The organism is Aeromicrobium sp. (genome assembly GCF_047607065.1).
Taxonomy (GTDB): domain Bacteria; phylum Actinomycetota; class Actinomycetes; order Propionibacteriales; family Nocardioidaceae; genus Aeromicrobium.
The window spans coordinates 34,837-48,529 of the sequence record NZ_JASGDU010000023.1; the positions used below are offsets into that span (position 1 = coordinate 34,837).

Sequence of the window (13,693 nt, forward strand, 5' to 3'; positions counted from 1 at the left end):
CGCTCCGTCATGGTCACCGGCGCGACACGCACGCTCCTGGCGCTGGCTGCGGCCGCCATCGGCTTTGCCGCCGCCGACACCTATGTCGTGGTGCTCGCGCTGCCCGACATGATGTCGTCGACCGGACTCGACATCGACGAGCTGCAGCGGGCCGCGCCCATCGTCTCGGGGTTCCTCCTCGGCTATGTCGCGGTGCTGCCGCTGATCGGGCGCATCGCCGATCTGCGCGGACGCCTCCCGGTGCTGACCGGTTGCCTGGTGATCTTCGCGGCCGGCTCGCTCGTGACCGCCGCCGCCTACGACCTCGATTCGATGGTCGCCGGGCGCTTCGTCCAGGGCATCGGCGGGGGCGGGCTGATCCCGCCGACGCTCGCGCTGGTCGCCGACGTCTGGCCGCCGCAGCGCCGCGGACTGCCGCTCGGCGTCGTCGGCGCGGTGCAGGAACTGGGCAGCGTCCTCGGGCCGCTGTACGGCGCGGTGGTGCTCGCGGTGGGCGACTGGCGCGACATCTTCTGGCTGAACGCCGCCGTCGGGGCCATCATCGCGGCGGCCGTGCTGCGCCTACGTCACGCGGACCGGGAAAGCACGGGTCGTTTCGAGGTGGTGGCCCCTCCCGCTTGCGGGGGACGCTCGTCCCTCACGCGCACCTCGACGACCGCACCCGACCCGGTCCCTGAGGTGCCCGAGGAACGAGGGCCTCGAAGGGACTCGACCCGGCGCACGTCCTTCGACTGGATCGGTCTGCTCCTGGCGGTCGCCATGACCGTCGTCCTCGTCGTGATCCTGCTGGAACCCGATCGCCTGACGCGCGGCATCACCTCGGGACTGGCGTTCATCCCCGTGACCGGTGACTCGCGGTGGCTGACGCCATTGGCTCTCGCGCTGTACGCCCTCGTGGCGCTCTTCGTGCTGCGGGAGAGCACCGCGCGACGCCCGCTCGTGGCCGTGCGCTCCTGGCCCGCGACCGCACGCGACGTGGACCTCGTGGGAGCGGCGCTGATGGCCGTGGCGCTCGGCACCGTCATCGTAACCTTCGCCTCGGCCGACCCCGAGCACCAGGCGCTCTCCACCGCTGCCCCCTGGCTGCTGAGCATCGGCGCGCTCGCCGCCGGCGGCTTCGTCCTGCGCCACCGCACGGCGGCCTCACCGCTGATCCCTCGGGGTGCGCTACGCGCGCGGCAAGCGTGGGGGGCCGTCGTCGTGTCGTTCCTCATCGGTGCCTCGCTGATCGCCGCGCTCGTCGACATCCCGATGTTCGCCCGCCTCACCGTCCACCGCGACTCCCAACTCGACGCCGCCTTGGTGCTCGTGCGTTTCCTGGTCGCGCTGCCGGTCGGCGCGCTCGCCGGCGGCTGGCTGCTGCGACGCCTCTCGGCAGCCTCCCTGACTGCGGCCGGTATGGCCCTGTCGGCTGCGGGGTTTTGGCACATGACGACCTGGGGCCGCACTTCGGTCGAGTCTCCCGTCGAGACCCTGTCGCTGTTCGCCTGCGGCTTCGGCTTCGGGCTGGCCCTCGCCCCGGTGAACGCGGTGCTGCTGGAGCACACCCGCGACACGGTTCACGGCCTGGCCAGTTCCCTGGTCGTCGTGGCGCGCATGGTGGGCATGCTCATCGGCATCTCGGTGCTGACCACCCTGGGACTGCGGGCCTTCTACGCCGATGCCGGGCGTCTCGGCAGCCCGCTGGAGGTCTGCGGCGGCACCTCGCGCTGCCGGGCCTACGACGATGCCCTGCTGGAAGCGGGCATGACCCAGTTGCACACCGTCTTCGGTGCCGCTGCGCTGCTCGCCGTGGCCGCCGGGCTGGCCGCGCTCGCCCTCCTGCGCCCACGTCGACGTTAGGGGTCCCACCAATAGGTCCGTTGGCTGAGGTGGTCCCTTCGAGGTGTGCTGCGCTCGCACCTCAGGGACCGGGTTCACCTACCAGCGGATCGTTAGTGCCCGGTAACCTGCGGACATGGCCTTCGACGACCTGCTTTCCGCCAATCGCGCTTTCGCCGAGGATTTCTCGCTCCAGGGATTCGACGGCATCGCCCGAGCCGGGATCGCGATGGTCACCTGCATGGACTCGCGTATCGACCCGCTCACCATGATCGGATTGTCCGCCGGCGATGCCAAGATCCTGCGCAATCCCGGCGGCCGGGTCACCGACCAGGTACTCGTGGCCGTCGTCCTCGGCGTGACCCTGCTCCAGGTCAAGCGCGTCATGGTCGTGCAGCACACCCGCTGCGCGATGGCCTCGGCTCCCGAGGCCGAACTCCAGGCCCGGATCAGCGAGGCCACCGGCTCCGACGCCAGTTGGATGACGCTCGGTGCCATCACCGACCAGGAAGCCACGATCCGCGCCGACGTCCACAAGGTCGAGAGCCACCCGCTCGTGCCCGACGAGATCGAGGTCGGCGGCTTCATCTACGACGTCGACACCGGCCTGCTCACCCCCGTCTCCTGAGCGGTTCCGCCGGCTGAGGCGCGCCCTTCGAGGCTCCGGCCGCAGGCGGCCTACGCACCTCAGGGAGCCACGTTCGGCGCTCAGGTGGCGTAGGTGGTGTAGCCCGTGACCGGCGAACCGATCCGGGCAAGGGCGTCGAGATCGTCGGCCGCCGGCTGCCACCGGGCCGCCGCGACGTTGGCGAGGACCTGCTCGGGCCGTGAGACGCCCGCAATCACGCTGGCCACGCCCGGCTGCGCGGCCAGCCCGCCCACGGCGAGCGTCAGCAGGTCGATCCCCCGCTCCTCGGCGAAGGACCGCAGCCGCGCGATCCGGTCCCAGTCGGCTCCGGCCAGACGATGCTCCTGACGCGGTTCGGCCAACCGGCTTCCGGCCGGCGCGGGCACCCCTGGGCGGTACTTGTCGGTGAGCAGCCCGTACGCCAGCGGGAAGTACGGCAGGATGCCCACGTCCAGCGCCACACAGGCCGGCACCAGCTCGGCCTCCGCCGCCCGGTTGTACAGGGAGTATTCGTTCTGCGCCGTCGCGAACCGCGCCCGGCCGGTCGTGCGCGCCCGCCAGTCGGCGTCGACGACCTCCCAGGCGGCGAAGTTCGAGCAGCCGACGGCACGCACCAAGCCCTCCTCGACCAGTTCGGACAAGGCCGTCAGCGTCTCCTCCAGCGGCGTCTGGCGATCAGGCGTGTGTAGTTGGTACAGGTCGATGTAGTCGGTCTGCAGCCGCCGCAGGCTGGCCTCGACGGCCCGGCGCACATAGCCGGCCGAACCGCGACGCCCGCCATCGTCACCGTTGACACCCTGCATGTCCATGCCGAACTTCGTGGCGATGACGAAGCGCTCTCGCCGGCCGCGCAGCGCCTCGCCCAGCAGCGTCTCGCTCGCACCCAATCCGTAGACGTCAGCGGTGTCGAGCAGGGTCACGCCGGCTTCCTCTGCGGCGTCGATCACCAACCGGGTGCCGCCGGCATCGACCCGGCTGCCGAAAGCATTACAGCCCAGGCCGACCGTGGAAACCTCGATGCCGCTGTGTCCCAATCGCTGCGTGGCCATGCAGGTGAGCCTACGGCCTCTTGGGCAACGTCCCCGCGCAGGAGACGGGACGGCTCGACGAAATCAGTGACCGGCGTCGTGCCAGGTGAGGCCGACGCCGACCGAGACGTCCAGCGGCACCGACAACTCCGCCGCCGACCCCATCTGCTCGCGCACGAGCGCCTCCACCGCATCGCGCTCCCCGGCAGCGACCTCCAACACCAGCTCGTCATGCACCTGTAGCAGCAGGCGCGAGGCCAGCCCCTGCGCGGCCAGCTCGCGATGGACCCCGAGCATCGCCACCTTGATGAGGTCGGCGGCCGACCCCTGGATCGGTGCATTGAGCGCCATGCGCTCGGCGATCTCGCGGCGCTGCCGGTTGTCGCTCTGCAGGTCCGGCAGATAGCGGCGGCGCCCGAACATCGTCGCGGTGTACCCGCTCTGGCGTGCCTCCTCGACGACCCCGTGCAGATAGTCCCGCACCCCGCCGAAGGTGGCGAAGTAGTCGTCCATGAGCACCTGCGCCTCGCCCGGCGAGATGCCGAGTTGCTGGCCGAGGCCGTAGGACGACAGTCCGTACGCCAGCCCGTAGTTCATCGCCTTGATGCGCGCGCGCAGGCCGCCGTCGATGTCGTCCGGCTCGCGCGCGAAGACCTTGGCGGCCATGACGGTGTGGAAGTCCTCACCGGACCGGAAGGCCTCGATCAGCCCCTCATCCTCGGACAGGTGGGCCATGATGCGCATCTCGATCTGGCTGTAGTCGGCCGTGAGCAGCGTCTCGAAGCCCTCCCCCACGCAGAAGGCCTCCCGGATGCGGCGGCCCGACTCGGTACGGATCGGGATGTTCTGCAGGTTCGGATCGGCCGAACTCAACCGCCCGGTGGCCGCGATGGTCTGGGCGAAGGTCGTGTGGATGCGCCCGTCGGGGCTGACCGTTTTCTGCAGCCCCTCGACGGTCTGCCGGAGGCGGGTGACGTCGCGGTGCGCGAGCAGATGGGCCAAGAAGGGATGCTCGGACTTGGCGTAGAGCCACTGCAGCGCATCGGCGTCGGTGGTGTAGCCGGTCTTGGTCCGCTTCGTCTTCGGCAGGCCGAGCTGATCGAAGAGGACGTCCTGCAACTGCTTGGGCGAGCCGAGGTTCACCTCGCGGTCGATGGCCTGGTAGGCCTGCTGCGCGGCGTCGTTCATGCGGGTCGTGAACTCCGCGTGCAGGGTGTCCAGATGGTCGCCGTCGACCGCGATGCCCACCGACTCCATCGCCAGCAGCACCTCGACCAGCGGCAGCTCCATTCCGGTCAGCAGGCCCAGTTCCCCGGCACCTTCCAAGTCCTCGCACAGGACGGCCCACAGGTCGAGCGCCGCACGCGCCCGCTGGAGGGCCGTCGAGTCGCTGGAGTCGTCGAAGGTCAACTGGCCGGACGCCTCGCCGTCGCCCAGTTCGCGCTTGAGGTAGCGCATCGTCAGATCGGCCAGGTCGTAGGCGCGCTGGTCGGGTCGCAGCAGGTAGGTGGCGATGGCGGTGTCGGCTTCCAGTCCCGCCACCGTCCAGCCCTGCGCGGCGAGCGCATGGAACTGACCTTTGGCGTCGTGCAGCACCTTCGGCCGCTGCGGATCGGCCAGCCAGGCCGCCAGCGCCTGCTCGTCGCGCGGATCGAGGTCAACGGTGTCGATCCACAGGGCGTGGCCGTCGGCCCCGGTGATCGCCACGGCATCGGCCCGCGCGCCCACCGTCTTGACGACGCCGACCACCTCGACGCCCACCGCGTCGCGGGCGTGATCGTCGAGCCAGGCCCCCACGGCACCGGCCTCGGGCGTGGTCAACGCGATCTCGACCGACTCGGCCGGGGCCGCCTGCTCGTCGCCACCGCCGAGATAGGAGAACAACCGCTCCCGCAGGGCCGCGAACTCCAGCGCGTCGAAGACCCGGTGAATGGCCTCGCGGTCCCATTGCGTCGTGAAGGCCAGGTCGGCGGCCGGGTCCACACCGAGGTCGAGATCGCGCACGAGCGCGTTGATCCGGCGGTTGCGCAACACGTCGTCGAGGTGATCGCGCAGCGACTGGCCCACCTTCCCGGTGACCTGATCGACCTGGTCGATGAGCGCGGCCAGCGAGCCGTAGTTCGCAATCCACTTGGCCGCGGTCTTCGGGCCGACACCCGGAACGCCCGGCAGATTGTCGCTCTGCTCACCGACCAGTGCGGCCAGCTCCGGGTATTGAGCGGGCGGCACGCCGTACTTGTCCTGCACCGCCCCCGGCGTCATGCGCGCCAGGTCCGAGACGCCCTTGCGCGGGTACAGGACAGTGGTCTTCTCGGTGACCAGTTGCAGCGCGTCGCGGTCGCCGGTGCAGATGAGCACCTCCATACCGGCGGCCTCTGCCTGCAGGCTCAGCGTGCCGATGATGTCGTCGGCCTCGAAGCCTTCCTTCTCGAACATGCGGATGCCGAGAGCGTCGAGCACCTCGTAGATCAGCGGGACCTGGCTCTTGAACTCTTCGGGGGACTTCGTCCGCTTGGCCTTGTACTCGCCGTACTCCTCGGCGCGGAAAGTCTTGCGGGAGACGTCGAAGGCCACCGCCACATGCGTCGGCTGCTCGTCGCGCAACACGTTGATGAGCATCGAGGTGAACCCGAACACCGCGTTGGTGTGCTGGCCGGTCGTCGTCGCGAAGTTGTCGACGGGCAGGGCGAAGAAGGCACGATAGGCCACCGAATGACCGTCGATCAGCAGCAGTCGGTCCACGGCCACCACCCTACGGCGCGCGGCCGCCGGCCCGTGACCGACCGCGTCAGCTTCGCGGCACCGAACGCCGGCGCAGCGTGCGCCGCACCGCGACCATGCGCTCGGTCGCCGAAGCCGCGTCGCCGATGCCGGTGCGAGCACGCAACGCGCCGGTGCTCATCGCCCGCATCGTGGCGACCTGGCCGAAGCCGAGTTTGGCGAAGTACCGGGCGGGTTCGCGGGCGCTGGCCGGCACGACAGCCATCACCACCTCGCATCCGTTCTCCTCGGCGTGGACGGCGAGATGGTGGAGCAAGCGCCGGGCCACCCCGTGCCGGCGCTGTTCGGGATCGACAATGAGGTCGGTGACGATCAACATGCGGGTGCGGGTCATCGGGATCGCGGCGGACATGGTTGCGAGCGCCGCAGCAACGACGGCACCGTCGCGCAGCGCCACCCAGGTCCCGCCGTCGCCGCGAGACGTCTGCTCGGCCAGCGCCACAGCCACGTCGGCGACGTCCGGCAGGCCCCACAGCGTGTTCTCGGCGACACGCCGACCGGACCGTTCGGCGGCCGTACTCCACAGCCGCACGAGTGATTCGGCGTCCTGCTCGATCGCTTCACGCACGGTCAAGGGGAAGGTCGGGCGCATGGCTGCCAGACTACGCCGCAGGTGCCCGACTCCGGGCCGCACCAAGGCCAGGGAGGTGAGTGCATGCCCATCGGCACCGGGACGGCGACCAATGTCCTCGCCATCGTTCTGGGATCGGGACTCGGGATGCTCGTCGGGCACCGGCTTCCCGCCCACGTACGGGCCACGGTCACTACGGCGCTCGGACTCGGCACGCTGTTACTGGCCGCCGACGCCACCCTGGCTGTCACCGACCCCGCGCTGAGCGCCGCCGTGGGCGAGCGGGCACCGACATTGATCGTCATCGGCGCGCTCGCGCTCGGCGGCATCGTCGGCTCCCTGGCCCGTATCGAAGACCGAATCGGCGACCTCGGCGACTGGCTGCGCGGGCACCTGCACGCCGAACGGCACGAGAACTTCGTCGAGGGCTTCGTCGTCAGCTCCCTGGTGTTCTGCGTCGGACCGCTGACCATCGTCGGGTCGCTCACCGAGGGTTTCGGCGGCGGGGCCGACCAGTTGCTCGTCAAGTCACTGCTCGACGGATTCGCCTCCCTGGCGTTCGCCGCGTCCCTCGGGATCGGCGTCATGGCTTCGGCGCTGACCGTCGGCGTCCTGCAGGGAACCTTGACGCTGGCCGGGGTTGTGATCGGCGACGTCCTGCCGGCCGCGCATCTGGCCGCCCTGACCAGTGTCGGCGGCCTGGTGCTCATCGGGGTGGCGCTACGACTGCTGGACCTGGCCCGGTTCCGGGTGGCCGACCTACTGCCCGCCCTCGTGGCGGCGCCACTGCTCGTCACCGCCGTCGCGGCCCTGTAGACGGTCCCCCGGTCCCTGAGGTGCGCCCTTCGAGGCCCCTCCTTCGTCGGGGCACCTCAGGGACCGGCTCACTCATTCCTCTGCCAGCGGAGCCTCCCTGCGGCTCTGCCCCAGACGGTCCCCCGGTCCCTGAGGTGCGTAGGCCGCCTGCGGCCGGAGCCTCGAAGGGACCCTGGCGACATCCCGCCGTTGCGGCCCTGCCCCCTCCTCGTACCGCGGCGGCATGACCCGGCGACCACAGAACGCAATCGAACTGTTACCTGGCAGGTTGCTCAGTCCGGCCCGCGCGACCTCGCCGACCGTTATGCTCACAGCGTTCGCCGCGACGAAGCGGTGTCAAGCCGACAGGAGTCACGTGTGCGTTGGAGACTAACGCTGGCCGCCCTGCTGTGGGCCGCGCTGGCGATCTTCCTACCGACCGCGGCACTCGCCGACGAAACCCCCTCCCCCGATCCGGCCGCCACCGCTGCGGCACCCCCTCCGGACGGCAGCTACTTCGACGTCACGCTCATCGACAAATCCAAGGGCAAAGACGGTGAACCGGTCGCCGACGTGACCTTGGAGGTCTACGACGGCGACGACCTCGTCAGCAAGGGCACCACCGACGTCGACGGCCGGGTCTACCTGGAGATCCCCGGCGGCGGCACCTACACCGTCACCGTCGATGAGGACTCCCTGCCGAAGGGCGTCACCCTCGACGGCAAGGCCTCGCTGACCAAAACCGTCATCCTCGACGGCCGCCAGGCGATGCTCTTCCCCATCGGCACCGCCGAGAAGGTGTCGACGCCGCTGAGCGAACGCATCCTGCAGGGACTGGCCAACGGCACCAAGGAAGGCCTCATCATCGCCCTGGCGGGCCTGGGCCTGTCGCTGATCTTCGGCACCACCGGGCTGACGAACTTCGCCCACGGTGAATACATCACCTTCGGTGCCGTGATGAGTTTCATCATCAACATCCAACTCGACATACCGGTGATCCCGGCGGCCATCTTCGCCACGGCCTTGGGCGGCGTGTTCGGCTACGCGAGCGAGCGGGGACTCTGGCGGCCACTGCGCCGCCGCGGTGTCGGGATCATCGCCATGATGATCGTCTCCATCGGCTTGTCACTGTTCCTGCGCAGCATCTTCCAGTACCGGATCGGCACCCAGAACCGGCCGCTGTCGGACTATGTCGTCCAAAAACGCGTCGACCTCGGCCCGTTCTCCCTGACGCCGAAGGCCCTCGCCATCATCGTCATCTGCCTGGTCGTCATCACCGTCGTCTGCGTCCTACTGATGAAGACCCGCATGGGCAAAGCAACGCGGGCCGTGGCCGACAACCCGGCCCTGGCGGCGGCCTCCGGGATCAACGTCGACGCGGTGATCCGCAACGTGTGGGTCCTCGGCGGCGCGCTCTCGGCTCTCGCCGGTGCCCTGCTCGCCATCGACCGCCAGGTCAGCTACCAGATGGGCTTCCAGCTGCTACTGCTGATCTTCGCCGGCGTCACGCTCGGCGGCCTCGGCACCATCTGGGGTGCCCTGGTCGGCTCGCTCATCATCGGCTACGTGGTCGAGCTGAGTCCGCTGCTCGGTATTCCGGCGGACTTGAAGTTCGCCAGCGCGCTGGTCATCTTGATCGTCATCTTGTTGGTCCGGCCGCAGGGCATCCTGGGCCGCGCGGAACGCATCGGCTGAGGCGGGGAGACATCCATGGATTTCACGATCATCCTGCGTGACGCCCTCTCGGCGGCGCTCGGCCCTGCGGCCGTGGTCTACGCGCTCGCCGCCATCGGCCTCAACGTCCATTTCGGCTACGCGGGCCTGCTCAACTTCGGTCAGGCCGGCTTCATGCTGGTCGGCGCGTACGGGCTGGCGATCAGCGCGGTCATCTACGACGTGCCGTTCGTGCTCGCGCTGCTCATCGGCTTCGCCGCCTCGGTCGTGCTGGCGCTCGTGCTCGGCATTCCGACGCTGCGGCTACGGGCCGACTATCTGGCCATCGCCACTATCGCGGCCGCCGAGGTGCTGCGTTATATCGCCAACTCCCCCAGTAACGCCGACTGGACCAAGGGATCGCAGGGTATCGCGGGCTTCGCCCGGCCGTTCCACGATCTCAACCCGTACGGCTCCGGCATCAGCCTCGGCATCCTACGGATCAGCCGCGGCGACCTGTGGACCGCCACCGTCGGCTGGACGCTCGTCGCCCTGTGCTGCCTGCTGGTGTGGGCGCTCATGCGCAGCCCCTGGGGCCGCGTGCTGCGCTCGATCCGCGAGGACGAGGACGCCGTCCGTTCGCTCGGCAAGAACGTCTATGCCTACAAGATGCAGGCCCTCGTTCTCGGCGGGGTCTTCGGCGGCTTGGCCGGCATCATGCTCGCACTGCGTCAAGCCTCGACCATCCCGTCGGACTTCGGTACGCACGTCACGTTCTACGCCTACACGGCGCTGCTTATCGGCGGTGCCGCCCGCGTGCTCGGCCCGGTGGTCGGCGCGATGATCTTCTGGTTCCTGCTCAACGGCCTGGGCACGCTGTTCTCGCAGCTGACCGCCGGGGAGAACCCGATCCTGCCCGAATGGCTCATGGACCAGCAACAGGCCTCGCTGGTGCGCTTCATCCTCGTCGGCCTCGGACTCATGCTGCTGTTGATCTTCCGCCCTCAGGGGATCTTCGGCGACCGGAAGGAGCTGGCCATCGATGCCCGCTGACACCGCCCTGCACGACGTCGCACCCGAACCCGGCGTCGCCAAGCCTGATCCCATCGTCGTCGGCAGTTCCATCAGCCGTCAGTTCGGCGGTCTCAAGGCCGTCGATGTCGAGCACCTGGAGATCCAGCGCGGCGCGATCACCGCGCTCATCGGCCCGAACGGCGCCGGCAAGACCACGCTGTTCAACCTGCTGACCGGCTTCGACAAGCCCGACACGGGCGAGTGGAGTTTCAACGACCGCTCCCTGCAGGGCGTGCCCGCCTACAAAGTCGCCCGGTCGGGCATGGTCCGCACCTTTCAGCTCACCAAGGTCCTGGCCCGGCTGAGCGTCATCGAGAACATGCGGTTGGGTGCCACCGGGCAGCGCGGCGAGCGGCTGTGGGCCGCAGTCCTGCGGCCGCTGTGGCGAGGCCAGGAGGCGGCAATCACCGCTCGCGCCGACGACCTGCTCACCCGCTTCAAGCTCGACGCCAAGCGCGAGGACTTCGCCGGCTCCCTGTCGGGCGGCCAGCGTAAGTTGCTGGAGATGGCACGGGCGCTCATGGTCGATCCCGAACTCATCATGCTCGACGAGCCGATGGCCGGCGTGAACCCGGCGCTCAAGCAGTCGCTGCTGGGGCACGTGAAGTCGCTGCGCGACGAGGGCCGCACGGTGCTGTTCGTCGAGCACGACATGGACATGGTCCGTGACATCTCCGACTGGGTCATCGTCATGGCGCAGGGGCAGATCGTCGCCGAAGGCCGACCCGAGACGGTCATGTCAGACCCGCGAGTGATCGACGCCTATCTCGGTGCACACCACGACACCGACCTCAGCGAGATCGACACCGACACGCTCGCGGCGCAGGTTGCCGAGGAGATCCAGGAAGAGGCCGCCGAATGAGCTACGACGCTCCCCCGACGCAGCAGGGAAATCCCGAGCGCGACAAGCACCAGCGGGCCGCCGAGGGCGCGATCCTGCGAGCCGATGCCGTCTACGGCGGCTACCTGCCCGGCATCGACATCCTCAACGGTGCCGATCTGTACTGCCAGCCCGGTGAACTGGTCGGCATCATCGGCCCGAATGGCGCGGGCAAGTCCACACTGCTCAAGGCACTGTTCGGCCTCGTACACGTGCGCGAGGGCGGCGTCACGCTCAAGGGCGAGAGCATCGTCGGTCTGCGTGCCGACCAGTTGGTCGCCAAGGGCATCGGTTTCGTTCCGCAGACCAACAATGTCTTTCCGAGCCTGACCATCGAGGAGAACCTCGCGATGGGCTGCTACCAGGAGCCGAAACTGTTCGGCGAGCGGTTCGACTTCGTCACGTCGATCTTCCCGACACTGGCCGAGCGCCGCAAGCAGCGCGCGGGCGGGCTGTCCGGCGGCGAGCGGCAGATGGTCGCTATGGGGCGTGCGCTGATGATGAACCCGTCGGTACTGCTGCTCGACGAGCCGTCGGCGGGCCTATCGCCGGTCATGCAGGACGAGGTCTTCGTCCAGACCCGCGACATCAACGCCGCTGGCGTCTCGATCATCATGGTCGAGCAGAACGCGCGGCGCTGCCTGCAAATCTGCGACCGCGGATATGTGCTCGACCACGGCACCACCGCCTATTCCGGCACGGGCCGCGCATTGGCCAACGACCCGAAGGTCATCGAACTCTACCTCGGCACCCTCGGCCAGAAGGCCTCCTGAGAGTCCCGCCCGGAGTAGGTATCCCTCACGGTCCCTGAGGTGCGAGGCCGCCTGCGGCCGAGCCTCGAAGGGAGACCCGACACCACTTCCGTGAAGCCCGGTCCCTGAGGCGCGAGGCCGCCTGCGGCCGAGCCTCGAAGGGACCCCACCACAGCCAGCGGAACCTATCCGCGCAACCCCGATTCCATCACGCCTCCCACACACGACAGCGGGACCCGGACCGTGACGGTCCGGGTCCCGCTGGGGAAGGTGCTACTCAGTCCTCCGACGGATCCGGGATCTCACCGGAGATGAAGTCCACCGGGCTGATCTCGTTACTTTCGTCGTAGGCATAGATACCGATCGACGCGGCCGTCGGGCTACCGGTCGAGCCGAGCTCGATCGGGCCGGAGACACCGTCGTAGTCGATGTCTTCGCCGGCCTCCAGGAGCGCCTTGCAATCGGTGAAGGTGGTGCACTTGGTGCCCTCCTTCGTGACGCCCGGAATCTCCGTGGCGACCTCGTCGGCCTTGTCGGTGTCGGCGGCGATGGCGGCCAGGGCCGTCACGATGACCGCGTCGTAGGACTCAGCCGAGTACGAGAAGTCGGTCAGCGACGGATCGACACCGAGCAGGCGCTGACGGAACTCGTCGGGAGCCTGCGCACCCGGGATCGTGCCCTTGACACCCACGAGGGCACCGGCCGGAAGCGCGGCGTCCTCGGGGTCAGCCGGATCATCGTTGTACTCGGCGGTGTTGCCGTCGACGAAGTACGTCGGCAGCGCGTCCGGTCCGACACCTGCGGCGGTCAGCGCAGGAATGATGTCAACGGTCTCGTTGAACGCGATGACGACCACCGCATCCGGGCTGGCCTGCGCGATGGCGTCGACCTGCGTGTCGTAGTTGTCGCTGCCCGAACCGAAGTACTGGGCGTCGAGCGCGAGCTGCGAGCCGCCGGCCTCGAGGTTCTTCGAGACTTCCTCGGTCAGCGTGGTGCCGTAGGGATCATCGGTCGAGATGATGGCGACGTTCTGGCGACCCTCCTGCAACAGCAGGTTGGCCAGCACCGCACCCTGGAGGATGTCCGACGGGGCCGTGCGGAAGTACAGGTCCGCGCCGTCGTAGGGCTTGGTGTCGAACGAGGTGGAGGTGTTGGCCGGCGAGAACTCGATGACACCGGCACCGAGGATCTTGTCGATCACCGTAGTCGTCACGCCCGAGGACGCGGCACCGATGATCGCGTCGACGTCGGCGTTGATGAGCTTGTCAGCCTCCTCCGGCGCGATGTTCTGGTCGCCGGGGCCGTTACCGCCGGAGTCGCCGCGCACGTGCTCGACCGGCTTGCCGAGGACACCGCCGGCGGCGTTGATCTCCTGAACGGCCAGATCGACACCCGCGAACTCCGGCGGGCCGAGGAAGGAGAGGTTGCCGGTGGCCGGCAGCAGCGAGCCGACGGTCAGCACGCCGTCACTCTTCGACTCGACCTTCTTGTCCTTCTCGTCGTCGCTGTCGCCTCCACCGCACGCGGCGAGCACCAGGGCGCTCGCGGCGGCAACGGCGGCGAGACGGTACGTCTTCGTCCTGCGCGTCATCGGTCCTCCGGATTGATCGGTTGTCACACGACGGGATTGCCCCGTGATGCGGATTGTCCAGAACCTAGCCCGTTCCCGTGTCATTTGTGTGACACAGACCGCCAGATGAGCCTTCGTAG

11 protein-coding genes are annotated in these 13,693 nt (G+C 68.9%); 7 read left to right on the forward strand and 4 right to left on the reverse strand.

The window, feature by feature from the left end:
• The first annotated feature begins 9 nt into the window (after window positions 1-9).
• Together QM597_RS03260 and QM597_RS03265 are read left to right on the forward strand one after the other, a co-directional pair.
• Entirely contained in the window at window positions 10-1,842 is a 1,833-nt protein-coding gene (locus QM597_RS03260) for an MFS transporter (RefSeq protein ID WP_415003439.1), read from the forward strand.
• A gap of 115 nt (window positions 1,843-1,957) precedes the next feature.
• Window positions 1,958-2,449: a beta-class carbonic anhydrase gene (locus tag QM597_RS03265; RefSeq protein ID WP_415003440.1), complete on the forward strand. Its 492-nt coding sequence runs from the start codon at window positions 1,958-1,960 to the stop codon at window positions 2,447-2,449.
• 80 nt (window positions 2,450-2,529) lie between these two features.
• On the opposite strand, the gene QM597_RS03270 is transcribed toward QM597_RS03265, so the two are convergent.
• The 3 genes from QM597_RS03270 to QM597_RS03280 form a co-directional block, all read right to left on the reverse strand.
• Entirely contained in the window at window positions 2,530-3,498 is a 969-nt protein-coding gene (locus QM597_RS03270; RefSeq protein WP_415003441.1) for an aldo/keto reductase, read from the reverse strand.
• A gap of 63 nt (window positions 3,499-3,561) precedes the next feature.
• The gene (gene polA, locus QM597_RS03275) at window positions 3,562-6,228 is read right to left on the reverse strand and encodes a DNA polymerase I (protein WP_415003442.1); all 2,667 of its coding nucleotides are present in this window, start codon (window positions 6,226-6,228) and stop codon (window positions 3,562-3,564) included.
• Between the two features lie 37 nt (window positions 6,229-6,265).
• A complete protein-coding gene (locus QM597_RS03280) occupies window positions 6,266-6,850 on the reverse strand; it encodes a GNAT family N-acetyltransferase (protein ID WP_415003443.1) in 585 nt (194 codons plus the stop codon).
• Window positions 6,851-6,913: 63 nt separating this feature from the next.
• Between QM597_RS03280 and QM597_RS03285 the strand changes: the two genes are divergently transcribed.
• From QM597_RS03285 to QM597_RS03305, 5 genes are all read left to right on the forward strand, one after another.
• On the forward strand, window positions 6,914-7,645 hold the full coding sequence (locus QM597_RS03285) for a DUF554 domain-containing protein (RefSeq protein WP_415003444.1): 732 nt from the start codon (window positions 6,914-6,916) through the stop codon (window positions 7,643-7,645).
• 357 nt (window positions 7,646-8,002) lie between these two features.
• Window positions 8,003-9,319 (forward strand): ABC transporter permease subunit, encoded by a 1,317-nt coding sequence (locus QM597_RS03290; protein WP_415003445.1) that lies wholly within the window; start codon window positions 8,003-8,005, stop codon window positions 9,317-9,319.
• 15 nt (window positions 9,320-9,334) lie between these two features.
• A complete protein-coding gene (locus tag QM597_RS03295; RefSeq protein WP_415003446.1) occupies window positions 9,335-10,330 on the forward strand; it encodes a branched-chain amino acid ABC transporter permease in 996 nt (331 codons plus the stop codon).
• Window positions 10,320-11,213, forward strand: a complete 894-nt coding sequence (locus tag QM597_RS03300; protein WP_415003447.1) for an ABC transporter ATP-binding protein — start codon at window positions 10,320-10,322, stop codon at window positions 11,211-11,213. Before QM597_RS03295 ends, QM597_RS03300 begins: the two co-directional genes overlap by 11 nt.
• Complete coding sequence (locus QM597_RS03305) at window positions 11,210-12,004, forward strand: ABC transporter ATP-binding protein (RefSeq protein WP_415003448.1); 795 nt, start codon at window positions 11,210-11,212, stop codon at window positions 12,002-12,004. Before QM597_RS03300 ends, QM597_RS03305 begins: the two co-directional genes overlap by 4 nt.
• Before the next feature lie 256 nt (window positions 12,005-12,260).
• Here the strand turns inward: QM597_RS03305 and QM597_RS03310 are convergent, their stop codons facing one another.
• Window positions 12,261-13,574 carry an ABC transporter substrate-binding protein gene (locus QM597_RS03310; protein WP_415003449.1) on the reverse strand — a complete coding sequence of 438 codons (1,314 nt, stop codon included), beginning with the start codon at window positions 13,572-13,574 and terminating at the stop codon, window positions 12,261-12,263.
• Window positions 13,575-13,693 lie beyond the last annotated feature (119 nt).

Excerpts from the sequence above, each read along its gene's own strand:
- QM597_RS03260 (WP_415003439.1), top strand. The coding sequence starts at position 10 with ATGGTCACCGGCGCGACACGCACGCTCCTGGCGCTGGCTGCGGCCGCC.
- QM597_RS03265 (WP_415003440.1), top strand. The coding sequence starts at position 1,958 with ATGGCCTTCGACGACCTGCTTTCCGCCAATCGCGCTTTCGCCGAGGAT.
- QM597_RS03270 (WP_415003441.1), bottom strand. The coding sequence starts at position 3,498 with ATGGCCACGCAGCGATTGGGACACAGCGGCATCGAGGTTTCCACGGTC.
- QM597_RS03280 (WP_415003443.1), bottom strand. The coding sequence starts at position 6,850 with ATGCGCCCGACCTTCCCCTTGACCGTGCGTGAAGCGATCGAGCAGGAC.
- QM597_RS03285 (WP_415003444.1), top strand. The coding sequence starts at position 6,914 with ATGCCCATCGGCACCGGGACGGCGACCAATGTCCTCGCCATCGTTCTG.
- QM597_RS03295 (WP_415003446.1), top strand. The coding sequence starts at position 9,335 with ATGGATTTCACGATCATCCTGCGTGACGCCCTCTCGGCGGCGCTCGGC.
- QM597_RS03300 (WP_415003447.1), top strand. The coding sequence starts at position 10,320 with ATGCCCGCTGACACCGCCCTGCACGACGTCGCACCCGAACCCGGCGTC.
- QM597_RS03305 (WP_415003448.1), top strand. The coding sequence starts at position 11,210 with ATGAGCTACGACGCTCCCCCGACGCAGCAGGGAAATCCCGAGCGCGAC.
- QM597_RS03310 (WP_415003449.1), bottom strand. The coding sequence starts at position 13,574 with ATGACGCGCAGGACGAAGACGTACCGTCTCGCCGCCGTTGCCGCCGCG.